19 protein-coding genes and 1 tRNA gene are annotated in these 26,453 nt (G+C 34.8%); 13 read left to right on the top strand and 7 right to left on the bottom strand.

Annotated elements, in window-relative coordinates:
- Nucleotides 1–20 precede the first annotated feature (20 nt).
- Nucleotides 21–491 (top strand): Fur family transcriptional regulator, encoded by a 471-nt coding sequence (locus tag NLM59_RS07045; protein ID WP_304417055.1) that lies wholly within the window; start codon nucleotides 21–23, stop codon nucleotides 489–491.
- The gene (locus NLM59_RS07050; protein WP_304417056.1) at nucleotides 484–2,067 is read left to right on the top strand and encodes an OstA-like protein; all 1,584 of its coding nucleotides are present in this window, start codon (nucleotides 484–486) and stop codon (nucleotides 2,065–2,067) included. The genes NLM59_RS07045 and NLM59_RS07050 overlap by 8 nt, the downstream gene beginning before the upstream one ends.
- 62 nt (nucleotides 2,068–2,129) lie before the next feature.
- Here the strand turns inward: NLM59_RS07050 and alr are convergent, their stop codons facing one another.
- The 3 genes from alr to NLM59_RS07065 form a co-directional block, all read right to left on the bottom strand.
- Nucleotides 2,130–3,281 (bottom strand): alanine racemase, encoded by a 1,152-nt coding sequence (gene alr, locus NLM59_RS07055; RefSeq protein ID WP_304417057.1) that lies wholly within the window; start codon nucleotides 3,279–3,281, stop codon nucleotides 2,130–2,132.
- 20 nt (nucleotides 3,282–3,301) lie between these two features.
- Entirely contained in the window at nucleotides 3,302–4,426 is a 1,125-nt protein-coding gene (locus NLM59_RS07060; protein ID WP_304417058.1) for an amidohydrolase, read from the bottom strand.
- A 61-nt stretch (nucleotides 4,427–4,487) separates the two neighbouring features.
- Nucleotides 4,488–5,054 carry a hypothetical protein gene (locus NLM59_RS07065; protein ID WP_304417059.1) on the bottom strand — a complete coding sequence of 189 codons (567 nt, stop codon included), beginning with the start codon at nucleotides 5,052–5,054 and terminating at the stop codon, nucleotides 4,488–4,490.
- A gap of 233 nt (nucleotides 5,055–5,287) precedes the next feature.
- Here NLM59_RS07065 and NLM59_RS07070 point away from each other — a divergent pair, with 233 nt between their 5' ends.
- The 6 genes from NLM59_RS07070 (at nucleotide 5,288) to NLM59_RS07095 (ending at nucleotide 13,815) form a co-directional block, all read left to right on the top strand.
- Nucleotides 5,288–6,478: a homogentisate 1,2-dioxygenase gene (locus NLM59_RS07070; RefSeq protein ID WP_304417060.1), complete on the top strand. Its 1,191-nt coding sequence runs from the start codon at nucleotides 5,288–5,290 to the stop codon at nucleotides 6,476–6,478.
- A gap of 77 nt (nucleotides 6,479–6,555) precedes the next feature.
- Nucleotides 6,556–7,290, top strand: a complete 735-nt coding sequence (locus NLM59_RS07075) for an SIMPL domain-containing protein (RefSeq protein ID WP_304417061.1) — start codon at nucleotides 6,556–6,558, stop codon at nucleotides 7,288–7,290.
- 5 nt (nucleotides 7,291–7,295) lie between these two features.
- On the top strand, nucleotides 7,296–8,456 hold the full coding sequence (gene hppD, locus NLM59_RS07080; protein WP_304417062.1) for a 4-hydroxyphenylpyruvate dioxygenase: 1,161 nt from the start codon (nucleotides 7,296–7,298) through the stop codon (nucleotides 8,454–8,456).
- Between the two features lie 343 nt (nucleotides 8,457–8,799).
- Nucleotides 8,800–12,183, top strand: a complete 3,384-nt coding sequence (locus tag NLM59_RS07085) for a GEVED domain-containing protein (protein WP_304417063.1) — start codon at nucleotides 8,800–8,802, stop codon at nucleotides 12,181–12,183.
- Between the two features lie 132 nt (nucleotides 12,184–12,315).
- Complete coding sequence (locus tag NLM59_RS07090; protein ID WP_304417064.1) at nucleotides 12,316–12,900, top strand: methyltransferase domain-containing protein; 585 nt, start codon at nucleotides 12,316–12,318, stop codon at nucleotides 12,898–12,900.
- A 36-nt stretch (nucleotides 12,901–12,936) separates the two neighbouring features.
- Complete coding sequence (locus NLM59_RS07095; protein ID WP_304417065.1) at nucleotides 12,937–13,815, top strand: hypothetical protein; 879 nt, start codon at nucleotides 12,937–12,939, stop codon at nucleotides 13,813–13,815.
- Nucleotides 13,816–13,901: 86 nt separating this feature from the next.
- On the opposite strand, the gene NLM59_RS07100 is transcribed toward NLM59_RS07095, so the two are convergent.
- A complete protein-coding gene (locus tag NLM59_RS07100; RefSeq protein WP_304417066.1) occupies nucleotides 13,902–16,691 on the bottom strand; it encodes a TonB-dependent receptor domain-containing protein in 2,790 nt (929 codons plus the stop codon).
- Nucleotides 16,692–16,925: 234 nt separating this feature from the next.
- Complete coding sequence (locus NLM59_RS07105; RefSeq protein WP_304417067.1) at nucleotides 16,926–17,273, bottom strand: hypothetical protein; 348 nt, start codon at nucleotides 17,271–17,273, stop codon at nucleotides 16,926–16,928.
- A 269-nt stretch (nucleotides 17,274–17,542) separates the two neighbouring features.
- On the opposite strand from NLM59_RS07105, the gene trxB reads away from it, so the two are divergent.
- A complete protein-coding gene (trxB, locus tag NLM59_RS07110) occupies nucleotides 17,543–18,481 on the top strand; it encodes a thioredoxin-disulfide reductase (protein WP_304417068.1) in 939 nt (312 codons plus the stop codon).
- Nucleotides 18,482–18,626: 145 nt separating this feature from the next.
- Here trxB and NLM59_RS07115 read toward each other — a convergent pair whose 3' ends face one another.
- Nucleotides 18,627–18,887: a hypothetical protein gene (locus NLM59_RS07115; protein WP_304417069.1), complete on the bottom strand. Its 261-nt coding sequence runs from the start codon at nucleotides 18,885–18,887 to the stop codon at nucleotides 18,627–18,629.
- A gap of 270 nt (nucleotides 18,888–19,157) precedes the next feature.
- Here NLM59_RS07115 and glyA point away from each other — a divergent pair, with 270 nt between their 5' ends.
- The 3 genes from glyA to NLM59_RS07130 all read left to right on the top strand — a co-directional run bounded on the left by glyA (nucleotide 19,158) and on the right by NLM59_RS07130 (nucleotide 21,945).
- On the top strand, nucleotides 19,158–20,420 hold the full coding sequence (glyA, locus tag NLM59_RS07120) for a serine hydroxymethyltransferase (protein WP_304417070.1): 1,263 nt from the start codon (nucleotides 19,158–19,160) through the stop codon (nucleotides 20,418–20,420).
- Nucleotides 20,421–21,722, top strand: a complete 1,302-nt coding sequence (locus NLM59_RS07125) for a T9SS type B sorting domain-containing protein (protein WP_304417071.1) — start codon at nucleotides 20,421–20,423, stop codon at nucleotides 21,720–21,722.
- Nucleotides 21,723–21,872: 150 nt separating this feature from the next.
- Nucleotides 21,873–21,945: transfer RNA gene (locus NLM59_RS07130), tRNA-Gly, on the top strand.
- A 272-nt stretch (nucleotides 21,946–22,217) separates the two neighbouring features.
- On the opposite strand, the gene NLM59_RS07135 is transcribed toward NLM59_RS07130, so the two are convergent.
- Nucleotides 22,218–24,701 carry a M1 family metallopeptidase gene (locus tag NLM59_RS07135; protein ID WP_304417072.1) on the bottom strand — a complete coding sequence of 828 codons (2,484 nt, stop codon included), beginning with the start codon at nucleotides 24,699–24,701 and terminating at the stop codon, nucleotides 22,218–22,220.
- A 136-nt stretch (nucleotides 24,702–24,837) separates the two neighbouring features.
- Here NLM59_RS07135 and NLM59_RS07140 point away from each other — a divergent pair, with 136 nt between their 5' ends.
- Nucleotides 24,838–26,406: a serine hydrolase gene (locus NLM59_RS07140; RefSeq protein ID WP_304417073.1), complete on the top strand. Its 1,569-nt coding sequence runs from the start codon at nucleotides 24,838–24,840 to the stop codon at nucleotides 26,404–26,406.
- The last annotated feature ends 47 nt before the right edge of the window (nucleotides 26,407–26,453 follow it).

Below are 26,453 nucleotides of genomic sequence, written 5' to 3' on the forward strand. Positions count from 1 at the left end.
TTGTCGGTTCAAGGTTGAACATGGATAGCAAAGAATTAGATAGAGTAACGATTGACGATCAGGTTTTAATAGTTAGGGAGGTTTTAACCAACTTTCTTGATGAGCATAAACACCGTAAAACGCCAGAGCGTTATGCGATATTAGAAGAAATTTATCGTGTAAACGATCATTTCGATATTGATGAGCTTTACATGAGAATGAAAGATAAAAAATATCGTGTGAGTCGTGCCACTTTATATAATACTATAGAACTTTTATTAGAAGCTAAATTGGTTCGTAAGCATCAGTTTGGTGATAATCAGGCGCATTTTGAGAAATCTTATTTCGACAAACAACATGATCATATTCTGCTTACCGATACAGGGGAGGTTTTAGAGTTTTGCGATCCAAGAATCCAGACCATTAAGGATACGATTGAGGAAGTATTTGATATTAAAATAGAAAAACATTCGTTGTATTTTTATGGTACAAGAAAACCTAAAAATGTTTAAATTCTTCTGGGTTTTAATGTTATTGCCTATGATGGCTTTAGCTCAGAATAAACCTAAGAAGATTAAACAAATCCATTCCAACAGAATTCAAAAGATTCCAGGTAAATACGACGGAAATCTGCTTTTATCAGGAAAAGTAATATTGGAACACGACGGCGCAATTCTTAGAGCCGATAGTGTTGTTTATTATGAATTAGAAAATTACTTCAAGGCATTTTCTAATGTGGAGTTGGATATGCAAGAAAATCATCTTGCCTCTGATGCTTTAGAATATAACGGAAATACCAAAATCGCCAAAGCTACGGGCGATGTTGTGTTAAGAGATTCAGAGCAAACTTTATACACAGACAAATTAGAGTATAACAGAAATACGCAAAAGGCTTATTTTAATACCGGAGGAACAATCGTTTCTAATAATGAGACGATTACCAGCCAAGAAGGTGTGTATGACTTAGTTACAAAAAGTATTAAATTCGATAAGGATGTTCGAATTGTAAACAAGGATTATTACATAGAAAGTAAGAATATTCGCCATTATGCAGATGGAGATTATATGGAGTTTTTTGATGATACTTATATTCAAAACCGTAAGAATCCCAATCAATTCATTAGAACGACTAAAGGAAAGTATTTCTTAAATAAAAAAGAGGCTTTTTTAGAAAATAGATCTTCTGTTCACATGGATGGAACCGTTTTAACCGCAGATGATATTTATTTTAATCAAACATCTGGATATGGAAAGGGAACAGGTGATGTTTTGATTGATAATCCTAAGGAAAAACAATTTATTCGTGGTGGTTTTGGGGAGTATTTCCAGCAACAAGATTCGGGTTATGTTACACAGAAGGCTTATGCGGTGAGAGCTTTTGAAAAAGATTCTCTTTACTTACATGCAGATACTTTGATGTCTACCAAACGAAATGAAAAGAATCTAATCAGAGCTTATCACAAAGCTAAATTCTTTAAAAGTAATCTTCAGGGAAAAGCAGATTCAATTTCTTTTGCAGAAGATAAAGGTGTGATGAGATTCTTTCGAAAACCAGTTGTTTGGAGTGGTTATCGACAAATTACAGGTGATACGATTTCTGTTTACATTAATACTGTTGCAGAGCGCCTTGATTCGATGAAAGTAAGACAAAATGCGTTTGCTATTTCCAAAACAGATTCTATAACTGAAACTCAGTTTCATCAAATGAAAAGCCGCGAAATGCTAGGACTTTTTGTTGATGAGCAATTAGATTGGGTTCAAGGCGAAGGAAATGCTCAAACCTTGCTCTATATGGAGGAGGAGAAAAAAGATAGCACAAATTCTAATCTGCCACCGGTGAAAGAATTAATTGGTATTAATCGTTCAGATTGTGGAATTGTAGAAGCTGATTTCGAGGAAAGAGAAATTAATGTTTTAGCTTGTAGGATTAATGCTGAATCTAAGGTTTATCCACCAAGCAAACTGCCCGAAGATCAAAGAAAATTACCAGATTTTGTTTGGCGAGTAGATGAGCGTCCACAAGTGTGGAGAGATATTTTTGTAGTAGATGAAAAAGGGCTAAGCGAGGAATTAAATACTGAAAAATAGACCTTTTGATATTTAATTTTAATGCTAGTTTTCTTTAAAACTTAAAATTACTTTTTCAAAGTCTAATCCACCACAACCCTGGGAATGTCATTGGGCAGACGTGTGAGAAGCTCATAGTTCACTTGGTTACTAATATCGCTAAATGATGACACGGTGATGTCTTTGTCACCATCGCGGCCGATGATGGTAACTGAATCTCCTACTTGAACGTCATCAATATCAGTAATGTCAACAGAGATAATATTCATGTTTACGATACCTACCACTTGAGCATATTCACCATGTATCAAAACCTTTCCTTGATTGGTAAGAGCTCGTGCAAACCCATAACCATAACCTATTGGTATCGTGGCAATTTTCATGTCTTTGCTTGCAAAATAGGCGGTTCCATAACCAATAAATTCTCCGGTTGCAACCTCTTTAACACTCATTACTTGGCTTTTCCAAGTTAAGCCACGACGCAATGGATCATCTACTTCTTTATGTTGAGTAAGGTAGTTGATCATCACCTCGTTGGTAGGGAAAAATCCATATTGCATTATACCAACTCGAACCATATCAAACTGTGTTTCAGGGAATCTAATCGTTCCTGCAGAACACGAGACATGTCTATATTTTGGTTCGATGTCCATAGCTTTAAGCTGCTTAAGCGTCTTTTTGTAATTAATTAGCTGATTCTTAATGCGATAATAGTTAGCAATGCTTTCCGCGCCCGCCAAGTGAGTACAAAGTCCATAAAGCTCTAAATAGTCCGCATTTTTCTTAAGTAACTCAACCGCTTGATTCAAATCATCATTAGATAAACCTGTACGGTTCATTCCGGTTTCAATCTCGAAATGAACTTTAGCTTTTTTATTTAGTTCTTTACAAAGTTCAATCGCTTGCTCTAAACGATGAATATCAAAAATATAAAACTCAATATCTTTCTCAATTACCCATTCTAGCTGAGCTGGAGTCAACATGCCCATGACCATAATTTCGGTATCTGGACCACAAACCTGCTTTACTCTAAATGCCTCATCACCATTAAAAACAGAAAAATGATTCACTCCAATTTCCTCCAACACAGGAACAATGACTTCAATACCATGTCCATAAGCATTTCCTTTTATGACAGAGGAAAACTTAACATTGGGTAGGAGTATAGATTGTATGAAATCATAGTTTTGTTTAAAAGCAGACTTGCTAATTTGAATATAGGTAGATGGATGCATAAATTGAGTTTTAATCTAGTTTAACCTAAAATTTCTTTTTGAATCGCAAAGAAAATATCCGAAGCATGATCGATTAATTCATCTGGGAAATCATAGTCTGGATTGTGAAGCGCAGGACAATTTTCCCCAGAACCAATTCCAAACATAGCACCCTTAAAGTTTTGAGTAAATAATCCAAAGTCTTCTCCCCATTTAAATGGATAAGCTCGTTTTTGATTACTAAAATTATGTTTCTTGATGACTTGATCTAAAATATCCACCGCTTCATCGTGGTTTTCATTCGCTTGAAAGTCTTGTGTAAAATCGAAACTAACTTGTAGCGACTCTTTTTGGGCTTCTTTCTTAGAAATCTCTTTGATATTTTCTACTAATTCATTCAGTGCTTTCTGTGTCCAACATCTCAAAGTGAAATGAAGTTCACCATAGCCTGCCGAAATCCCATAATCTTTGGCTCCTAAAGTTTGGTAAATTGGAGTTACCACAGAAAAATCCTTATCGTTTATGTCATTTTTAGCAATAGCTAAACTTCGTTGCATAATCTTAGACATAGCCAAGGCGGGATTGTCGCCATGTTCGGGTTCGGCAGCGTGTGATGTTCTTCCGTTTAATTTTATGATAATACTGGTGACTGCTGGAGTAAATGAATCATATTTATATACGATTTCATTCAATGGGTAGCCTGGTAAGTTGTGATATGCAAAAATAAAGTCAGGATGATAATCTTTAAATTTCTCATCATGGAATATGGCATAAGCGCCTTCGCCATTCTCTTCTGCTGATTGAAAAAGCAAGATCACTCTTCCAACATTAGGTGGCTGTTGATCTAATTTCTCAGCTAAGGCCAATAAACAGGTAAGATGTCCATCGTGGCCACATTTGTGTGAAACTCCCTCAGTCAAGGATTTATAATCAAAATCATTAACTTCTTGAATAGGAAGTGCATCTAATTCTGCTCTAAAACTAATGGTTTTTCCTTCTTTTCCACTATCGAAAATGGCTAAAATACCGGTGTTTCCAATATTGGGAACAATTTCACAATTATAATTCTTAAGAATCTCAACTACTTTTTTGGCGGTTTTATATTCTTTACCAGAAAGTTCTGCGATTTGATGAAACTCTTTGCGTATTTCCGAAAACTTTTTCATTTGAGCAATATAATCAAAAGCTCGCTTTTATGCCAAGATTAAAGCCGATAATAGCGCAAAACTATCTAGCAGGACCTTTATAGAGTTTAGCTTTTAAATATTTATTCCCATAAATTTCTGTAATCATAATCCAAGCATCTTTGGTTTCATCTATTATTTGATAATAAAACATGTCGCCAGGTGATATCAATTGATTTCTTTCTGGGTTATCACTCCGTAAAAAGGTTAAACGAAACGTACAATCATCGCCCCAATTTACATGATTCACTGTAGTGGTTTGGTCGGTAAAGAAATCCTGCCAAACTTTTTCTGTGAAAACAACATTCACGAACTTATCGCCACTTGCCGTATAGTGAAACTCTTCTTCTTTTTTAAATCGACTGCAAGCTTCTGCTGTTAGATTATAGGCTGGACGAACCTCGTAAATGTTCTCATCCTCTGATTCCAACGAATGTACACTTTCTAGTTTGTTTTTGTAAAAGTCACAAGAGTTATGTAATTCCTCAAAAATTCTATTAATAATTTCGTTGGGATCTGATTCTGGGTGGTATATAATGAATTCTAAAATTAATTCATCAAAAATAAGATCAAGACTATAATTTAAATCATGCTCTTTAAGGCTCTCCATTCTTTCGCATACTTTATTCGTTAGAAGCCTATATTCTTTTTTGGTCTGAGCTGAAACCTGAAAGCATAGGAGGCATGTAAATATTAAAAAGTAAAGTTTTTTCATTCCAGTCGTTTTTACGAATATAAATAATCCTAACCTTAAAATTTGCAATGATTTATGAATATTTTAGTGTCATAATTTAGAATTCAATATTATTCTTTGTATTTTTAGACCACTTAAATTACATTAAAATGCTATATCATAAATTAGGTAAGATTCCACCTAAAAGACATACAGTTTTTAAATCAGAAGAGGGAAAGTTTTATTATGAGCAACTATTTGGAACTGAAGGGTTTCATGGTTTTTCGTCATTGCTTTATCACATCCACCGTCCGACACAAATTAAAACAGTGGGCGAGGGTAGAGATGTGTCACCAAAAGCTGCTGTGCAAAAAAATATCACACCACGTTTGGTGAAAGGTTTCCATGTTAAACCTCAAGATGATTTTTTAGAAGGTAGAACGACCTTATTTTTTAATAATGACTTGACAATTGGAGTATCTGCTCCTAAAAAATCTATGACCGATTACTTCTATAAAAATGGTAATCAAGACGAAATGCTTTTTATTCACGAAGGAAGTGGAGTTTTGAAAACCATGTTGGGTAGTATCGAGTTTGAATATGGTGACTATTTAATTATCCCAAGAGGAACGATTTACCAGCTTCATTTTAATGATGAGAATAATAGGTTGATGGTATTGGAGAGTAATTCACCAATTGAAACACCATCTAGATATCGCAATCAATTTGGTCAGTTATTGGAGCATTCTCCTTTCTGCGAACGAGATATTAAACTACCAACTTATCAAGAGCCTATCGATGAAAAAGGAGATTTCTTGGTTAAAGTTAAAAAAGAAGGAATGTTGTATGATATTAATTACGCAACACATCCTTTTGATGTCGTAGGTTGGGATGGATATTTCTTCCCATATGGATTTAGTATTCACGATTTTGAGCCAATTACAGGTAGAATTCACTTGCCACCTCCAATTCATCAAACCTTCGAAGGGCATAATTTTGTAGTCTGTTCGTTTGTGCCTAGACTATATGATTATCATCCAGATTCGGTTCCTGCACCATATAATCATAGTAATATTGACTCAGAAGAGGTATTATATTATGTAGATGGTGATTTTATGAGTAGAAATCATATTGAAAAAGGTTTCTTTACATTACACCCAGGTGGAATCCCACATGGACCACATCCAGGAGCTATGGAGCGCAGTATTGGAAAGAAAGAAACAGGCGAGTTAGCCGTGATGGTAGATCCATTTAGACCATTGCAATTAACTCAAGAAGCATTGGATTTAGAGGATGAAACCTATGTTACTTCTTGGTTAGAAGAGGAGGACATGAAAGGAATTCCTCCGCAAATAGAATAATATAGAGCATGAGATTAACTAGAGTTTAAATATTCTTTAATCAAATGAAAATTTAATACTAGTTAAAAATAATAATTATGAAACTTTCGAATATAGTTCTTGGTCTTATTCTCGCACTCGCAGTTGTTGTGGGGGCTGCAATTATTGGCAATGCATATAAGTATAAATATAGGGTCAATGAAACTATAGAAGTTACGGGCTTAGGTAAAAAAGATTTTCAAGCTGATTTAATTATTTGGAATGCTGATTTTCAAACTAATAATTTTGATTTGAAAGCTGCATCTCAACAATTAAGTGACGACAAAAGGAAAGTAGAAGAATACTTGATAAGTCAAGGCGTTAAAAAGGAAGAAATTGTCTTTAGTGCGGTTAGTATTTCTAAGGATTTTGAATACAGATATGATAATAATGGTGGCTCCCAAAGAATTTTCAATGGGTATAGCTTGCTTCAGTCTGTAGAAGTAAAATCTAAAGATTTAGAGCGTATTGAGAATGTTTCTAGAGAGATTTCTAATTTAATCTCCCAAGGAATTGAATTAAACTCAAGTTTACCGAGTTATTACTTTTCGGGATTAGAAGATTTAAAATTAGAATTGATTTCTCAAGCCACAGAAAATGCTAGAAAACGCGCCGAGAATATTGCAAAGGAATCTAATGCAAGCCTTGGTGAATTAAAACAAGCTCGACTTGGGATTTTTCAAATTACCGGTCAATATAGTAACGAAGAGTTTACCTATGGTGGTGTATTTAATACCACATCAAAAGATAAAACAGCAAATATTACAGCAAAATTAGAGTTTAAAATAAAATAATAAATATGAGTAACGAATTAAAAAACACAGAATACGGATTAGAGAAGATCTTTGAAGGTGCACAAGATTTCTTGCCACTTTTGGGAACGGATCATGTCGAATTCTATGTAGGAAATGCAAAACAAGCAGCTCACTTCTATAAAACAGCTTTTGGTTTTCAATCATTAGCTTATTCTGGTTTAGAGACTGGAGTTAGAGATAGAGCTTCTTATGTTTTACAGCAAGATAAAATTCGCTTAGTTCTTACAACACCATTAACGCCAGACAATCCAATCAATGATCATATTGTTAAGCATGGTGACGCAGTTAAAATCATTGCACTTTGGGTAGATGATGCAAGAGCTGCTTATGAGGAAACAACCAAACGTGGAGCTAAATCTTACATGGAACCTACCGTTTTGGAGGATGAGCATGGGGAAATAGTAAAAGCAGGAATTTATACCTACGGAGAAACTGTTCATTTATTCGTTGAAAGAAAGAATTATAATGGTGTTTTCATGCCAGGATACGAAAAATGGGAATCTGAATATAATCCAGAGCCAGTAGGTCTAAAATTCATTGACCATATGGTTGGAAACGTAGGTTGGAATGAAATGAATACTTGGGTTAAATGGTATGAGGATGTAATGGGCTTCCAAAATTTCCTTTCATTTGACGATAAGCAAATTCACACAGAATATTCTGCGCTGATGTCTAAAGTTATGGCCAACGGAAACGGACGTGTTAAATTCCCTATTAACGAGCCAGCAGAAGGTAAAAAGAAATCTCAAATTGAAGAGTATTTAGACTTCTACGGTGGACCAGGGGTTCAGCATATTGCTGTTGCAACCAACGATATCTTATCTACTGTATCAGAAATGCGTCGTCGTGGTGTAGAGTTCTTATCAACCCCTCCAGCCGCTTATTATGAGGCTATTCCGGCTAGATTGAAAGAATTCCAACATGAGATGAAAGAAGATTTAGAGCAACTTCAAAAGTTAGGTATTATGATTGATGCCGACGAGGAAGGTTACTTGTTACAAATCTTTACAAAACCAGTAGAGGATCGTCCTACATTATTCTTTGAGGTTATTCAAAGAATGGGAGCAAGAGGATTTGGTGCTGGTAACTTTAAAGCTTTATTCGAGTCAATCGAAAGAGAACAAGCTAAGAGAGGTACTTTATAATTTAACCTTTTAAATACATTTAAAAAAAGCCTGCATAATGCAGGCTTTTTTTATGTCTCAATCCAAGAAGATTAGTTGATTTGAGTAAACTTTTTAAGAATAAGTGAATATTCCTATGAATACTGTATAGAATTAAATGTTAAAATATTAAGATAATATTTGAGCGGTGTAGAATCTACACTTTTTACTGATAATGTAACATTTGAGTGAAATAACTTAGAATCCGTATTGTCAAAACTTAATTTTATTGAAATTTTCTTTGTAAAATGGTTTTTATATTAAATAAATAAAATTTACATTTGGGCTGATTTAATTTTAAATGTTCAACAGTTTAAATTTTTTTATGAAGAAACTTTACCAAAGATTAGCCACTGCTCTTATCTTCTTTTCGATAGGGAGTATTGGCTTAAATGCACAAACTGCTCAACAGAGAGTTGAGATTAAAAAACTAACCAATGTTAGTGAGCTCAAGAGCTTAGGCCTTGAGCTTTCTGATTTTAATCTGAAAGAAAAACGTAAGGCAGAAAGGATTGCTCTGCAAAGAGGTTGGGAAGTTCAAGGTAGGACCTTAGATGGTGCTTATTTTGAACTAATGAAAGTAACTGCCGATGGAACGCCTATTTATTATCAGACGTATAATAAAAATGCAGCTATTTCTACAAGAGCAAATACACTAAATTCTGGAGGTCTATTAAACTTAGACTTAAATGGAGAAGGTATGTTGGTGCATGTATGGGATGGTGGTCATGCTTTGACTACACACCAAGAATATGATGGTCCAGGCGGACAAAATCGAGTGAGTATTGGAGATAGTGGATATAGTACCAACTATCACTCAGGTCACGTAATGGGCACAATCCTTAGTTCGGGATATCAAGCCAACGCCAAAGGTATGGCATCAAAAGCTTATGGTGTTTCATACGATTGGACTAACGATTCCTCAGAAGCTAGTTCGGCAGCGGCTAATTCCATGATTTTATCTAACCACTCTTATGGTTATAGAAGTGATATGGTTCCAGATCAATATTTTGGAGCTTATATCGATGAATCTAGAACTTGGGATCAGATTATGTACAACGCACCTTACTATTTAATGGTGGTTGCTGCAGGAAATGATGGAGGGAATGATAATTATAATGCACAACCTTTAGGAGGTAACTCTGCATTTGATAAGCTTACTGGGCATTCGGTTTCTAAGAATAATTTAGTAGTAGCCAATGTTCAAGATGCTCAAATCGATTCACAAGGAAATTTAGTGTCGGTAACTCGTAACTATTCAAGTAGTGAAGGGCCAACAGATGATTATAGAATCAAGCCAGATATTGCTGGAAACGGTACAAGTGTTTACTCATCTAGTGTTGAGTCAAGTAGTTCATACCAAACATTAACCGGGACTTCTATGGCTTCTCCGAATGTTACGGGAACGCTATTGCTATTACAGCAACATCACACCAATTTATATGGAAATATAATGAAAGCGGCCACTTTAAAAGGGCTTGCTTTACATACAGCAGATGATATTAGTCCTGTAGGGCCAGATGCAGAAACTGGTTGGGGATTGATGAATGCAAAAGCAGCAGCCGAAGCGCTTTCACAAAAAGGTAGTAAATCATTGATTGAAGAATTGACTTTGTCTAACAATCAAACTTATACAACGACAGTAAATGTTGCGAATCCACAGGATTTAAAAGTTTCAATCAGTTGGACAGACCCTGCTGGAAATGCTGTAACAGCTACTAACTCTAGTACACCTGTGTTAGTTAATGATTTAAATTTAGTCGTTACTAAAAATTCAACTTCTTACTATCCTTGGAAATTAACAGGCGTTACAACCAACGGAAAAGGAGTGAACAATGTAGACCCATTCGAGCGAGTTGATATAAGTAATGCTTCTGATGAGTATACGATTAAAGTTACACATAGCGGAAGTTTAAGCGGTGGAGCTCAAAATTTCTCATTAATTGTTACTGGAATTTCAGGTCAAGCTTCAGAAGATACAGTAGCACCTACAGCACCATTAAACTTAGCAGCATCTAACGCAACAGCAACAAGCTTAAACCTAAACTGGAACGCTTCTACAGACAATGTTGGTGTAACAGGTTATGAAATCTATATGGATAATGTTTTATATGGAACTGTTTCTGGAACTAGTGAGGAGATTACAGGTTTAACACCGAATACAACGTATGCATTTAAAGTTAGAGCATATGATGCAGCAGGTAACAAATCAAACTTTAGTAACAGCGTTTCAGCGACAACTTTAGACGGACCAGCTGTAGCTTATTGTACATCTAGCAGTAACAATAGCAATGATGAATATATCAGCAAAGTAGTTTTCGGAAGTATTAATAACTCTTCTGCTAACACAAGGTATAGTGATTATACACATTTATCTACAGATGTAACAAAAGGAGAAACTTATACATTAAACTTAACAAAAGCTTGGACAGGAACTGTTTATAATGAAGCTGTAAGAGCATGGATTGATTTTAATGGAGATGGTGATTTTGATGATGCAGGTGAATTAATTTTAAATGAACCAGCAGATAAAGTAGCTAATAAGAGCGTAAATGTGGCTATTCCAGCAAATGCTGCAACAGGTGCGACTCGTATGAGAATTATTATAAGCTACAATAGCGGTGCAGCTGCTTGTGGAACTTATAATTATGGTGAAACAGAAGATTATACAGTTAATATTGTAGATTCAGTGAGTGATACACAAGCGCCAAGTACGCCTACTTCATTGGCAGTATCAGGTAAAACAACCTCAAGTATTTCTTTAAATTGGTCAGCTTCAACGGATAATGTTGGTGTGGTTGGGTATAAAGTATATCAAAATGGAGTTTTTGCTAAATCAGTAACGGGAACTTCAACTACCATGACGAATTTAAGTGAGGGTACATCTTACTCATTCAGGGTTTCAGCCATCGACGCTGCGGATAATGAATCAGTTAAGAGTAATAGTGTAAGTGCTACTACAGATGTAAACACGCCTGCGCCAGTTGATTATTGTTCATTACAAGGTAACAACTCAAGCTATGAGTGGATTGATTATGTAGCCTTAGGAAACATGAGCAATGTTACTGGAAATGATGGTGGATATGCAGATTACACCAACAAAGTAGCGAATATTGGATATGGTGCAAATACAGTTTATTTGAGCGCAGGATTCTCAAGTTCAATATATACGGAGTATTGGTATGTATGGGTTGATTTAAACCAAGATGGTGTATTCTCTTCTTCTGAATTACTGATTAGCGGATCAGCAAGAAGCTCTCAAACATTGAACGGAACCTTGAATATTCCTTCAACAGCTAAGCAAGGAAAAACTCGAATGAGAGTAGCTATGAAATACAACCAAAGCAGCAGTGCATGTGGTAGCTTCGGTTATGGAGAAGTTGAGGACTACACAGTAAACATCAGTTCTACAGGAGGAAATTCAACTTACGCAAGCATTGAATCAATCGCTTTAATTAGTGTTGATGCAGCAGCGAAAAGACTTAATGTATATCCAAACCCAGTTAAATCAGGATTTGTAAACATTAAATCAAATGAGTTGAAAGATGGTTCTTATGAGCTGTTTGATATGAATGGAAGTTTAATCAAGTTTGGAATTTTCACAGGAGAGTCTATTAAAATTAATGTAGATGGTTTACCAACTGGTAAATATTTCGTTAGAATCTCTAAAGATGGAAGACAAGCTACAGAAGGTATAATAATTCAATAATTATTGATTATTTGATTTTGAGATGAAAGGTGCACTCTAAGGAGTGTGCCTTTTTTTTTTTGTTTTAAATTTAAGGCCGAATGCAAAAGTTTATTTAAATAATTACTAACTTAAAAATCTTAATCTCTACTTATGAATAAATTAGATAAAGAATTTTGGAATCAGCGTTGGAGAAACGGCGAAACCGGATGGGATATTGGTTATGCTTCTCCGGCTATTGTTGATTATTTTGACAAGATTGAAGATAAAGAAATCAATATATTAATTCCTGGATGTGGAAACGCCTACGAAGCAGAAGCGCTCAGAGAAAGAGGTTTTAAAAATATTAGAATTTTAGATATTTCAGATGAAGCCGTAGCTCGATTAAAGGAAAAGTATAAAGATCGTGATGAAATTGAGGTAATACAGCAGGATTTTTTTGACCATCAAGGGCAGTATGATTACATCATAGAACAAACTTTTTTCTGTGCTCTAAATCCTAACTTAAGACAAGATCATGCGGAGAAAATGCATGAATTGCTTCGACCTAAAGGAGTTTTAGTGGGATTAATGTTTAATAAAAACTTCGAATCAGATGGTCCACCTTTTGGCGGAACCAAAGAGGAATATCACCCTATTTTTAAGCCTTATTTTAATTTTATACAATTCGATGAAACAAATAAATCCATTCCACCTAGGCTAGGAAGTGAGATTTTTATTGAATTGCAAAAGAAATAATACTAACTTTAAGCCATTAACCTTTAAAAATAAATGATGAAAAAACTATTAATGTTAAGTCTTCTTTCAGCTTTCATGTTCTCTTGTTCAAGTGACGACGATGGAGTGGGTGGGAGCATAGATCAAAGTGATTATTTTCCCGTAACTCAGAATGCCATGTGGTTTTATGATTTTAATCAAAGCCTACAAGGAAATAACAACTCTGGAAATACGATTATAGATATCAATGGCTCAACCATGATTGATGGCGAAGCTTACCAAATTTTAGATAATACCACTTATTTAATTGGATCGATGAACCAGGTATTCTTTAAGAAAAACTTGAATAAAGAAGTTACTATTCGTCCAATGGTGGATGTTTTTAATGAATTTGTTGATTTTGGAGATATGAGATTTATTCAAAACAGCATGCAACCAAATACTGTGTTGGTAGAATCTGAAGCTCAGTTAGAGGGAGATGCGATGCCAATTCCAGAAAACGAAAGCGGAATCACAGGAACGGTTACGCCAACGACTTATATCACCATTAGAAATAGACATATCAATAAGACCAACAACATGACGGTAAATTCTATGAGCTACCAAGGAATTACACAACAAAGAATGGAGTATGATATCAAAATGGTTTTAGACATTCAAGCCATTGTTGAGGTAGGAGGAGAAAGCATTCCATTAAATAGACAGCATGAATTGGTAGAGCAACAACAATATGGAACTTTAGATTTATTTTTAGCTAAAGATGTTGGAATTATTAAAACGGATTATGACTACTCTTTTAATGACTTAAACCTAACAACCAATATCAGTCTTGGCGGAATTTCAATTGATATTGCAGATTTTGCTCCTGAGGTTTTAAACTTTAATAATGCGCTAGACATGAGTGGAGCAGCAAGTATAAATGACTTTACTTTCTAGTTTTTAAACTCATTTTTAATAATAAAAAAACGCCCTTGAAATTATTTATTTCAAGGGCGTTTTGTTTGAACTAGATTTTGTCTGAATTAAAACTCAATATCTAATCCTAAATATACTGAACCTGGCATTATTGGAGCCCAAACCATTCCACCATCAAAGTATTCTCCGAACGGATTTTGAACATCAATAATTGGGTTGTCTTGGGTGTATCCTAAGATGTTTTCAGCGCCTAAATACATTCTAAGTGTCTTGTTGAATTGTCTTGCAATTTGTGCGTTTAGCAAGAAGTAAGAATCTGCATAATCTGGTGTTTGAAACTCTACAGGATTCGTTGAGGTGTTTGGAATCCTTTGCTCTCCAACATACTGTAAAGTTGTATCAAAGCTCCATTGGCTACCATTAGCCTTAATCCAAGTATTATAAGCTAAGTTCATAAAACCTCTATGCTCTGGCGTAAATGGTAAATTTTTAGCACCTGATAAATAATCGCCTTGTGTTTGGTAATTCTTATAAGCTAATCTTGCTTCCAATCGCTTCACTGGCTCAAAATCCCACTGAATTTGGAATGCTCTAGCATAAGATTTTCCTTCCATATTATAGAAAAGAATCTTTTGCGTTGACTGATCTAAATCTGGTAAGATTTGATTTTCGAAATCTGTGATAAAATAGTCTGCAATAATATTCGATTTATTCCCGAAAATTCTAAATTCTTGGTGTAAACTTATTCCATAGTTCCAAGCGATTTCTGGATCTAAACCATAAATATCACCGCCTCCATCAATAATTTCAACGGTTCTATTGCTCGCTAAGAAGCTCTGAGCTTCAGAAAACACATTGGCCGTTCTGAAACCTCTTCCTGCCGAAGCACGTAAGGTTGTCTTAGGAAATAAATCATATTTTAAATTCGCTCTCGGCGTAAACTGAGTTCCTGCCAAGTTGTGGAAATCTACTCTCGAACCTAACACGGCAGTTAATTTGTCTCCGGTATAAGTGTATTCGAAGAAAGCTCCTGGAACTGTTTCTGTTCTTTTGTAATCATTTACCTGATAAACCTCGTCGTATTGATCATGTAATAACGAAGCTCCCGCTTTGTATTTATGTAATGTACTACCTAAAATACTTTCAAAAATTAAATTAGAATAAATGGAACGTTGGATACCATTATAAGGTGTAGTCCCAAAGAAAGATTTCTGCTCATGATAAGTATATTGATTCATCCAACCCAAAGATTGGTAAGGCTTATCTTTAAATACGTATCCTGTTTTATTCCAAACTTGAAACCTAGAAATATCAATCCCAACGCCATACTTTTCTGTACCTAACTTATGGTAATCTTCAACAAAATCAACCTGTCCCGCTGTTCTGTGGTCGTCTATAAAGCTAATCCCGAAGTGAGTTCCTATTCCTGAATTATCTAAATCATTATAATTCAATAAATAAGTTGCATTTAATTGTTTTCCAATGGGTTGGTCCATAAAACCATCATCATTGCTGTCTTGTCTATCGATAGTTGCATTCGCATGTGCTAAAAAGCTATGTGCCCACTTTCCATTGATTGTATCAGCATGTACAATATTCCCTTCGATTCTAGAGTTAGTGTCTCCAAAGAAGTTAAGCGATGTTTTATTCTTGTCGTGTGTCTTGAATAACTCTGTATTTATCTGCCCTGAAATAGATTCATAACCATTGGTTACTGTACTTCCTCCTTTGGTTAATTGAATTCCCTGAACCCATCTTCCTGGTATGAAATTCATTCCATAAGCGGATGCTAATCCTCTAATTTCTGGTAATAATTCTTTAGTAATCAAAGTGTACTTTTGGTCTAAACCTAACATTTTGATTTGTTTGGTTCCGGTTACCGCATTCGCATAATTCACATCAACCGTTGCATTGGTTTCAAAACTCTCCGAAAGGTTACAACATGCTGCTTTTAATAATTCTTTTGAATCGATATTAAATGTCAATCCAGCGCTTTTCCCGTCTAAAGCTGTCGCTGCTTTATTTCCAACAGCGCTAACATTGGCTAGACTAATTGCGTCTTCATCTAACCAAGAATAATCCTCATCTTCTTCTGATTCCGTATTACTATCAGCAACACTCTTCTGCTCTGGTGTAGCTTCACCATCCACATGAGTTCCTTTGCTGTTTTTAATATTATCCCAAGCTGTTACTCGATCATACAAACAGCAATCAGGTAAATTATTGTAATCCTTGTCATCTGCCGTATATAATTGATTATCGTAACCTGCGGCAGCAACACGGCGCATGATTTTGTCTAAGCTAGTTTTACTTTCGTCAAAATCTAATTCCAATACTTTGGTTTGAATGTTCCAAGTTCCTTTAGCTGTTGCTTCTTTACTAACTGCAGTTTCTATGGTTTCTTTACACATGCTACAATTTCCACGAACCAAGATTTGCTCTTTAAAGTCTGATGATTTAGTGATAGTTTTAACTTGGTTTGAAGTTATTGTTGCAAACTCTTGGGGTGCTTCAGCTTGTCCATCAAAATGAGTTCCTTCGCTATTTTCAATATTATCCCAAGCAGTTACGCGATCATACTGACAACAATCGGCTAAATTTCTATAGTCTTTGTCGTCTGCCGTGTATAATTGATTATCGTAACCAGCTGCCGTAACGCGACGCATGATTTTATCTAAATTAGTCTTTTTAGCATCAAAACTTAGTTTTAACACTTTGGTTTTAACATTCCACGTTCCTTCCGCAGAAGATTCTTTTTTAACAGCATTTTCAATGTTGTCTTTACACATTCCGCAATTTCCGCGCACCAAAATTTCTTCGGTTGTGATTGTACTTTTTTGTCCAAATAATCCAATGGATAGGAGCAGAGTCAGTACAAAAAATATCTGTTTATACATTCTGTTTGTTGATTTTATATTTTAAAAATGGCTTTAAGAAAGTACCTTCATGGGAATTATTTCACTAAAAATTCGTGAATTTGGCCTAAGAATGATTTTCTTAAAAAAGTTTAATGATTTGAGTGGATTCTAAGTTTTAATCTTAAAAACTACGATTCCTTCGGAAAGTTCTCCGAAATTGTGTATAAGCCTAATTATCTGAATTTGAAATCAGTAATTAGCTTAAAGTAATGATTAAACCTGTTTTGGAGGATTCCAAAAAGTTAGAGTGAATTGTTGTTGAAATAAATCCTGAAAGTAAGAGGATTGGTTCAACGAGCTAATTTCTTCTTTAATAGAAATTTCTGAATTTTGAGAAGGTGGTTCAATGCTATGCGTAACCACATGTGCCGCATGATCTTGACATTTGTCTTTGCAAGTGTCCTTACAAGAATGTTGATTGGCAATATCGTCTTCGTGACAAGATTTCGCATCAACAGATTCTGAATCAGCATTAACATCTACACAACACATCATTTCTTCCTGCGCTTGATAGTTGAGCTGAAAATTAAGCCCAAGTGATGGCGTTGCTATAAATAGCAAGGATAAAAATAAGTGAGATATAAAGATGAATTCTCGCATCGAACGCAAAAGTACAAAACATATTTAAATTAGTATGAATTTAAATAAGAAGCTATCAATTAAGATTTCATAAGATTACCTACAAGATTTATAGAATTGATATTTTTAATATGTATTTCTTAAGATAATTGTTTAAACTTCGATGATTGTGCATTTTCTATAGTAAAATGTGATTTATGTGACTGGGAGTTCGATAAAAATTTGACTATTTTTGCAAAAATGATTTTGACATGACAGACAACATACACGAAACCATCATTGTTGGTTCAGGACCTGCCGGATATACAGCAGCTATCTATGCAGCACGTGCAGATATGAGTCCATTAGTTATCACAGGAATGGAGCCTGGAGGACAACTTACAACGACTACAGATGTTGAAAACTACCCAGGTTATCCAGAGGGAATTATGGGACCAGAGATGATGGGTGACTTCCAAAAACAAGCTGAAAGGTTTGGTGCAAAAGTGATTATGGATATGGTGACGGAAGTTGAATTTTCTGAAGAGAAAGGAGGAATTCACACCCTAACCACTATGAATGGCGATGTTTATAAAACTAAAACCGTTATCATTTCTACAGGAGCTTCTGCTAAATATTTAGGTTTAGAAGACGAAAAGAAATATATGGGAAGTGGAGTTTCTGCGTGTGCAACTTGTGACGGATTTTTCTATAAAAATCGCGATGTAGTGGTTGTTGGAGCTGGTGATACAGCAGCAGAGGAGGCTACATACTTAGCTAAGATTTGTAACAAAGTTTACTTATTGGTGCGTAGAGATGTTTTCCGTGCTTCTAACATTATGGAAGAGCGTGTTAAGAATACACCTAACATCGAGATTATGTATCATACAGAATTAAAAGGTATGAGTGGTGATAAAGTGGTTGAAAAAGCACACATCATTAATAATCAAACAAACGAAACGAGTGAGTTGGCGGTAGATGGTGTTTTCATTGCAATTGGACATAAACCTAACACAGACTTATTTGTTGGTAAATTAGATATGGACGAAACAGGTTACTTAATCACTGAGCCTAAATCAACCAAAACTAAAGTTCATGGCGTATTTGCTGCGGGTGATGTTCAGGATAGTATCTATCGTCAGGCTGTTACAGCTGCAGGTACAGGGTGTATGGCTGCTATTGATGCGGAAAGATATGTAAGCGAATTGTAATTCAATTTAGCTGATTCAAAAATATAAAAGGAAGTCGAAAGGCTTCCTTATTTATTAGATTTAATTTAAAAATTACTCAAAAAAAAATCCCTTCGACAAGGTCAAAGGGAATCAAAAATCTATCAATTAATAATCAACTACTTTCTTAATTTTGTCTCAAATCACGTTCAAGTTTTGCAATAATTGGTTTTAATTCATTTAAAAGCTTAATACTTCTTTCCAAGCTTTTTTGATTCTTATCTTGTAATTGAATCGTTAAAATTTTTGCCTTTAAAATGTCGATTTTAAAAGCTGATCTTTCAATCTTCGTTGGGAATACTGTTTTCGCCTCTTTTTCATTCGTAGGAGAACCAGCACTTAACCATGATGATGCTACTAAACCTAAAATTAATAATGATTTTTTCATATCTTCAATTTTTAATAAAAATCACTTAAACAAACTATTTATTAACTGTTTCGTAATTCTGAGTGCAAATATACGGCGCATATTATGGATTCAACAATGACTTTTGTCGTGTTTTTTAATTAAATGCTTGTTTTTATATGACCTTTGTCACATTCAAATCATAGGCATTCACTTTACTTCAAAATCGACTCAATTTTATGTGTGTTTTGAATATGACTTTGATGTTTATTTTCAGTATTTTTGAGTCTTAAATTTTTTTAAACAATTATAATGGATCAAATATTTCAACTTATTCAAGAAGAAAAGCAACGCCAAATCAACGGTATCGAGCTTATTGCTTCAGAAAATTTCGTTAGTGAGAATGTATTAAAAGCTATGGGTTCTGTGTTAACCAACAAATATGCAGAAGGTTACCCAGGAAAAAGGTATTATGGTGGCTGTGAAGTAGTGGATAAAGTAGAGAATTTAGCCATTGATCGTTTAAAAGAATTATTCGGTGCTGAGTATGCCAACGTACAACCACACTCGGGATCTCAAGCCAATGCAGCGGTTTACCTAGCTTGTTTAAAACAAGGAGACAAAATCATGGGATTAGATTTATCTCATGGAGGTCACCTTACGCACGGTTCTCCGGTTAACTTCTCTGGTATTCGTTTTGAAACTTGTTTTTATGGAGTTGATAAAGAAACAGGACTTATCGACTATGACGCGATGGAGGAGACGGCTAGAAAAGAAAAACCTCAATTGATTATTTGTGGTGGTTCGGCTTATCCTAGAGATATTGATTATGCTAGATTCAGAAAAGTAGCTGATGAAGTTGGTGCTTTATTAATGGCAGATATTGCTCACCCAGCAGGGCTTATTGCAAAAGGTTTATTAAACAACCCAGTTCCACATTGTCATATTATTACTTCTACTACCCACAAAACATTACGCGGACCAAGAGGTGGTATTATTATGTTAGGTAAAGACTTCGAAAATCCTTGGGGCAAAACATTTAAAGGAAAACCAAGAATGATGTCTAGAATTTTAGATAGTGCTGTTTTCCCAGGAAGCCAAGGTGGACCATTAGAGCACGTGATTGCGGCAAAAGCAGTTGCATTCGGTGAAGATTTAACGCCAGAGTTTGGGGATTATGCAAAACAAATCATTAAAAATGCTAATGCTTTAGCAGAAGAATTAGTGAAGAGAGATTACCAATTAACTTCTGGTGGTACAGAAAACCACATGATGTTGATAGATCTTAGAAATAAAGATATTACCGGTAAAGACGCAGAGGAGGCTTTAGTGAAGGCAGACATCACATGTAACAAAAACATGGTGCCTTTTGATGATAAATCTCCATTTGTAACTTCAGGAATTAGAATCGGAACACCAGCGATTACTACGCGTGGTCTGAAAGAAAAAGATATGGTTACGATTGCTGACTTTATTGATAGAGTAATTTCGAATCCAACGGATGAAAACAACTTAAATAATATCAGTAAAGAAGTTCATGAATTAATGTCAACTTATCCACTTTTCCAATGGTAAATGAAATATAATTTAACAATCGTTTTATTAGTTTTACTGCAACTGTTAGTAAACGCACAGGGATTACCTAACGATTGTGTGAATTATATTCAAGTTTGTGGAAATTATGATATTAATTTAAATGTTGCTGGCGCTGGAGCTCAGGAAATTGGTGATAATGCATGTAATTCACAGGAACACAATTCGCTTTGGCTACAAGTAACAATTAAAGAATCAGGAACATTAGGTTTTACACTAACACCCGAAAGTCTTTCTATCCAAGAGGATTATGACTTTTGGGTGTTTGGGCCTAATGCACAATGCGGTAATTTGGGTGAAGCGATTAGATGCTCAACCACCAACCCACAAGCCGCCGGACAAGCCAATAATCATACGGGCTTAAATGAATCTTCTACCGATGTTTCCGAAGGTCCTGGACCGGATGGAGACTCTTTTCTCAAATGGTTAGATGTGGTTGCAGGTGAAACTTATTTCATTGTAATCGATAGACCACATGGAAATTCTGCTTTTCAGTTAACTTGGACAGGAACAGCCATTTTGGACAATCCTTTATTAGACTACAGTATTTCAAATATTGAAGATATTTATATCTGCGATGTTGATAACGATGGCAGTGAATTATATGATTTTTCGATTTGGAACACCTCTGTGGTCGATAGTCAATACCAAATTGAGGTTACCTATCATAGGTCTGAATCGGATGCAGCCATTGGAATCAATCCTCTCAGTTATCCTGATGAAGTACAGGAAGGAATCTATTATGCGCGGGTAATTCATCTAAATTCCAAATGTTATGATTTGGTACCGATTCGTGTAATTATGTCTAATTTTAAATTAGATAGACTAGAGGTGGTGGATGAAAATCAAATCATTGCTCATCATAATATTCCTAGCGATGAAGGATTATATTTTAAACTTGATGATGGCGAATGGCAAAGTAGTAATGTTTTTAATAATGTTGAGAATGGTGCTCATGTTGTTCAAATGAAATTTGGAGAATGCGTTTCTGATGAAATGCATACTTATATACTTAAAACATTTAATGTTATAACACCCAATGCGGATGGATTAAATGATGTGTGGGAACTTAAAGGTTTAGAGAATTTTGAGGGAAGTCAAGTTTATATTTTTGATCGATATGGTAAAGTGATTTTCGAAAGTCAAGGTGAAAAAGTTTTTAGATGGGATGGAACTTATTATGGTAGAAAACTACCTTCTGGTTCTTATTGGTATCATATTAATTTGCCAGATGGAAGGTTTAAAAGGGGACATATTAGCCTACTCAACTCAGATGAACACTAGCTTATAGAAAAATATTTAATATTTTTTAGTTCCTAATTATTTTAAAATGAATAGCTTAATAATTGAATTCAAAATTCTATTAAAAAAAGTGATTTCAGGATTTTTAAATTTCAAATTTATTTTGTTCTTTTGCCCTGTAATTTAATTATTGCGGGAGTAGCTCAATTGGTAGAGCTTCAGCCTTCCAAGCTGATTGTTGCGAGTTCGAGTCTCGTCTCCCGCTCAAATTATTCTTAGTTGGTTCATGTGATTTTTCCCTTTTAGAACCAAGTTTCAAAATCCCAATAAACTTTATTAATCCATTTAATTTTAAGTCTAAATTCAATGTTTAGATCTTGAAGTATTTTGTAATTATTACTATTTGATACAGTTGAATCTATGCTGAATTAAATAAAATCAAAACAAATTTAGCATGGCTTTTTTTGTTTAATTTTAAAAATAAAAAATGGCATCAACTAAAAGTCAATGCCATTTTCCTGTCCTCGTGTAATTCGTTTATTTCATCCCATTCAAAGTCTTCTGGATAGCTTCGATTTGTTTTTCCATCGATGGAGTAGGATTAGCTTTCGCTGCTTCTGTTTTTACTTTCATCGCTCTTTCTACCATCATTTTAATATATGGTAATGCCATCGGTTGTGATTCTTTTAATTGATTATAAACTAGCTCTTGAAGTCTTAAGACTTTACCAGTCGCTTGTGGGCTGTCAGTTGACATAATCCACACAAAAGCATCTTCCGCAGGTTTTGCCATCGAAGGGTCTTGCATCGCGGTAAAGCTATAAAATGCAGCTAATTCAGCTATAACATTAAAGTGCGTTGTATCATTTTTAGATTTCCAATAAGGAATCAAGCTCGCTAATAAATCTGGAGATGTAGCCAAAACATCGTCGTCTAATCCTTCTGATAACTCTAAAGCTCTATTTTTGTCTAACTCCATAATTCCTAATAATCCAGCTGCTTGAACTGAGAATGATTCAGATTTTAAAGCTTTTTCAAATGTGCTCATATACTTTTTATCATTCAAGGAAACCAAATTTTGTAACGCCGCCGCCTGAACTAGCGTTTCTGGATCTGAGCTCGCTAAACTCTCGACTTTGCTCAACCATCCTTTTTTGTTTTTCAAACTTGAAAACTCAATGCTTGATAAGACTTGTTCGCGAATTCCATCATATGGATCGTCCAAAGCAGCTAATAAGGTCTTTTCGGCTATATCACTGGTTAATTGTTCTCCAGATAATTCTTGTAAAGCCAACATTCTATCAGTGTACTCATCTTTTGCCCATTGATAGCGGTTAGCATTTTCTTGAGCAGTGAAATCTTGTGTGATTTCCGCAATTAAGTCATGATCTGCATTTACTAAAACCAAATCAGCCTCTTTGTTAGTTTTAAATTTAAAAGTATTTACGGTTTTCTTTTCTACCCAAACTTGATGTCTTTTTGCTTTTCCGTTTTCATAAACGTCAATCGCAAAAGGGAACTCAAATAGAGGTTTTTGATTTTGTTTAATATGAACGGTTGCTGTTGTAGCATTTTTCTCAACAATTACATGCATTTTTGGATGTCCATGTCCATAAAACCATTGGTTGAAGAACCAGTTCAAATCACGACCACTTACTTCTTCCATCGCCAAACGAAGTTGGTGTGCTTCTGCTTTTCCGTATTGATTGTCCTTTAAATATTTCTGTAAACCGGCAAAGAATGCATCATCTCCTAAATAGCTTCTCAACATATGTAAGATATAACCTCCTTTGTTGTAAGTCACATGATCAAACATATCTTGAACTTTCTCATAATCAAACCTTACCAAATCCTTATTGAAATTAATATCTGCAAAATAAGATTGTAAATCCTCAAATCTATGTTCATCTGCCGATGCTTTTCCGTATTTATGTTCTCTCCATAAATATTCGCTATAGTTCGCAAATGCTTCATTCATAGATAGATTTGGCCAGCTTTCAGAAGTGACTAAGTTTCCAAACCAGTGGTGCATCAATTCGTGTGCAATTACATCTTCCCATGTATTATCATCTACTAATTGTCCATGTTTTTGATGTGCTCTATCTAAGTGAACCACGGCACCTGTGTTTTCCATCGCGCCGCTTATATAGTCTCTTACAACGATTTGAGAGTATTTATCCCATGGATAAGGATAATCAAATAATTCAGAGAAGAAAGTCATCATTTCTGGGGTATTCCCGAAGATTTCCTGAGCATAAGGAGCATATTCATGTTCTACATAATAATCTACAGGAACGTTTTTCCATTTATCTTTAATGACAGCAAAATCTCCAACACCCATAAAGAATAAATAAGGTGCATGTTTTAAAGTTTGCTTCCAATAATCTGTTCTGGTGTTGTCATTATTCTGAGTTTGCTTAACCAACACACCATTCGAAAGAGTAACATATTCAGATGGAACCGTCATATACAATTCTTGAGAAGTTTTTTGGTTTAACTCATCAATCGTTGGAAACCACGCTGAACTAGAGGTAGGTTCTCCCTGTGTCCAAATTTGAATCGGCTTGTTTGGATCTTCACCTTTTGGATTAATAAAATACAAACCTTTTGCATCTGAAATAGCGCTTCCACCTGCTGCTGCAACCTTTTCTGGCTGAGCTGTGTATTTAATATAAACGGTATATTCTTCGTCTTTTTTATATGTTTTATCTAAATCGATACGCAACAAGTCGTCTTTGTAATCATAATTGATTTTTGAGTTTTTTCCATTTTTTACCAATGCAACTTCATGAATTAACATAGACTGAGCATTTAAGTTCAATGAATCTGTAGGATAGAAATGTGGCTTTAATGTAATCCAAGCTTCGCCAGGCATGGTTTGATTTTCATAGTTAAAAGAAACTTTAAGCTTGGTGTGTTCTAAATTATTTATTCTTTCCGCCTCTGGATGGTAAACTTTTTGTCCGAAACCCAAAAATGTTGAGCAAAAGAATAAGTAAATAAATAGATGTTTTGGATGCATTGTTATTGATTTATAAAAACTTGACGAAATTAAGAAATGTTTCAGAGTATATAGGAGATATTATATACATTAACTATAATTAAAGGAATACATCATTAAATTTATTTCTATTTTTGAGAGATTGAAAATTAACAATATGAAATATACTTCGATTTTTACTTTAGTTTTATTCCTTATTTCCCTTACGGATGTAAGCGCGCAACTATCAGAAAAACAGATTGATAAATTAGTTCAGGAGAGCATTAAAACTTTCGATGTTCCAGGAATTTCTGTTGGAGTGATAGAAAATGGAAAAGTAGTTTATGCCAAAGGACATGGCGTAAGATCATTAGCGAATAACAAGCCGATGAACGAAAATACTCTGGTGGGAGTGGCTTCTAACTCCAAAGGTTTCACTTGTTTCGCTTTGGCATTATTGGTAGATGAAGGGAAATTAAATTGGGATGATAAGGTTAAAAAATATATTCCTGAATTTGATTTAAAAGATAAATATGCTGCCAACGAATTCACTATTCGTGATTTGGTGACACATAGAAGTGGTTTGAGCTTAGGAGCTGGAGACTTAATGTTCTTTCCAGAAGGCAACAATTACTCAGTTGATGATGTGATTCATGGAGTGGCACAATTAGAGCCTGAAAGTTCTTTTCGCTCAAAATTCCAGTACAATAACAATATGTACAATATTGCAGGAGAGGTTTTGCGTCGCGTAAGTGGTTTAACTTGGGCTGAATTTATTGAAACAAGAATCTTACAACCTGTAGGAATGAATAATTCTAAAGGATCGTACAATCGTGTAAGCGATAGAAGCAACATTATCGATGCACATGCGCCTGTAGCAGGAACGATTAAACAAATTCCTCATGATTGGAGTGAACTTGCTAATCCAGCAGGAGGAATTATGAGTAATATTACAGATATGCTTACTTGGGCTGAATTTCTTATGAATGGCGGTGTTACAAAAGATGGTAAACGCTTGATAAGTGAGGAGCAAATGCATGAATTATGGACTTTGCAAACGCCAATTCCAGTGGCGAAAAACCATCCTTATGATACTAATTTTTATGGCTATGGATTAGGTTGGTTCTTGAGTGACGTAGCAGGAACTTTAGAAGTTACACATTCAGGTGGATTAATCGGAACTGTAACTAAGTTTACATTATTACCTGAGAAGAAAATCGGAATTGTTGTACTAACCAATCAGCAATCTGGAGCAGCTTTTTCTGCCATTAATAATGAAATTAAAGATAGTTATTTGGGGTATAAAAACAGAAATTGGGTAAAGAAATACGGCGATCGTATGGATAATTATTTCAATGAAGTGAACCAAGAAAAGGCTGATGTTTTTGCTCAAGCGATTGCTTTTCAGTCAAAAGGATGTATCACCGATAAGGAGCAGATTATTGGAAAATATAAAGATGCATGGTTGGGAGATATCCATATTGTTGAAGAAAATAAAACTTTGAGAATTAGTATGGATAATCAACCTCAATTAAAAGGAGAATTAATTCCATATAATGCACATACTTATATTGCTAAATGGGATAACAGAAGCTTTGATGCTGATGCATTTTTATTATTTAATTTTGATGAAAACGGAAAATCAACTGGCTTTAAAATGAAAGCTATTTCTAGCATCACCGACTTTAGTTTTGACTTTGTGGATTTAGATATTAAAAGAGTAGAAGAGAAGTCTTCAGATAAGTAATTAGGTTAAATTAAGAAAGGTTAGACTGTTTTATATAAAATGCAAAA

Source organism: Profundicola chukchiensis, assembly GCF_029664245.1.
GTDB classification, from domain to species: domain Bacteria; phylum Bacteroidota; class Bacteroidia; order Flavobacteriales; family Weeksellaceae; genus Profundicola; species Profundicola chukchiensis.

What these genes read in the sequence shown, in the direction of transcription:
- NLM59_RS07045 (WP_304417055.1), top strand. Translation starts at nt 21, where the DNA reads ATGGATAGCAAAGAATTAGATAGAGTAACGATTGACGATCAGGTTTTA.
- NLM59_RS07050 (WP_304417056.1), top strand. Translation starts at nt 484, where the DNA reads ATGTTTAAATTCTTCTGGGTTTTAATGTTATTGCCTATGATGGCTTTA.
- alr (WP_304417057.1), bottom strand. Translation starts at nt 3,281, where the DNA reads ATGCATCCATCTACCTATATTCAAATTAGCAAGTCTGCTTTTAAACAA.
- NLM59_RS07060 (WP_304417058.1), bottom strand. Translation starts at nt 4,426, where the DNA reads ATGAAAAAGTTTTCGGAAATACGCAAAGAGTTTCATCAAATCGCAGAA.
- NLM59_RS07065 (WP_304417059.1), bottom strand. Translation starts at nt 5,054, where the DNA reads ATGGAGAGCCTTAAAGAGCATGATTTAAATTATAGTCTTGATCTTATT.
- NLM59_RS07070 (WP_304417060.1), top strand. Translation starts at nt 5,288, where the DNA reads ATGCTATATCATAAATTAGGTAAGATTCCACCTAAAAGACATACAGTT.
- NLM59_RS07075 (WP_304417061.1), top strand. Translation starts at nt 6,556, where the DNA reads ATGAAACTTTCGAATATAGTTCTTGGTCTTATTCTCGCACTCGCAGTT.
- hppD (WP_304417062.1), top strand. Translation starts at nt 7,296, where the DNA reads ATGAGTAACGAATTAAAAAACACAGAATACGGATTAGAGAAGATCTTT.
- NLM59_RS07085 (WP_304417063.1), top strand. Translation starts at nt 8,800, where the DNA reads ATGAAGAAACTTTACCAAAGATTAGCCACTGCTCTTATCTTCTTTTCG.
- NLM59_RS07090 (WP_304417064.1), top strand. Translation starts at nt 12,316, where the DNA reads ATGAATAAATTAGATAAAGAATTTTGGAATCAGCGTTGGAGAAACGGC.
- NLM59_RS07095 (WP_304417065.1), top strand. Translation starts at nt 12,937, where the DNA reads ATGAAAAAACTATTAATGTTAAGTCTTCTTTCAGCTTTCATGTTCTCT.
- NLM59_RS07100 (WP_304417066.1), bottom strand. Translation starts at nt 16,691, where the DNA reads ATGTATAAACAGATATTTTTTGTACTGACTCTGCTCCTATCCATTGGA.
- trxB (WP_304417068.1), top strand. Translation starts at nt 17,543, where the DNA reads ATGACAGACAACATACACGAAACCATCATTGTTGGTTCAGGACCTGCC.
- NLM59_RS07115 (WP_304417069.1), bottom strand. Translation starts at nt 18,887, where the DNA reads ATGAAAAAATCATTATTAATTTTAGGTTTAGTAGCATCATCATGGTTA.
- glyA (WP_304417070.1), top strand. Translation starts at nt 19,158, where the DNA reads ATGGATCAAATATTTCAACTTATTCAAGAAGAAAAGCAACGCCAAATC.
- NLM59_RS07125 (WP_304417071.1), top strand. Translation starts at nt 20,421, where the DNA reads ATGAAATATAATTTAACAATCGTTTTATTAGTTTTACTGCAACTGTTA.
- NLM59_RS07135 (WP_304417072.1), bottom strand. Translation starts at nt 24,701, where the DNA reads ATGCATCCAAAACATCTATTTATTTACTTATTCTTTTGCTCAACATTT.
- NLM59_RS07140 (WP_304417073.1), top strand. Translation starts at nt 24,838, where the DNA reads ATGAAATATACTTCGATTTTTACTTTAGTTTTATTCCTTATTTCCCTT.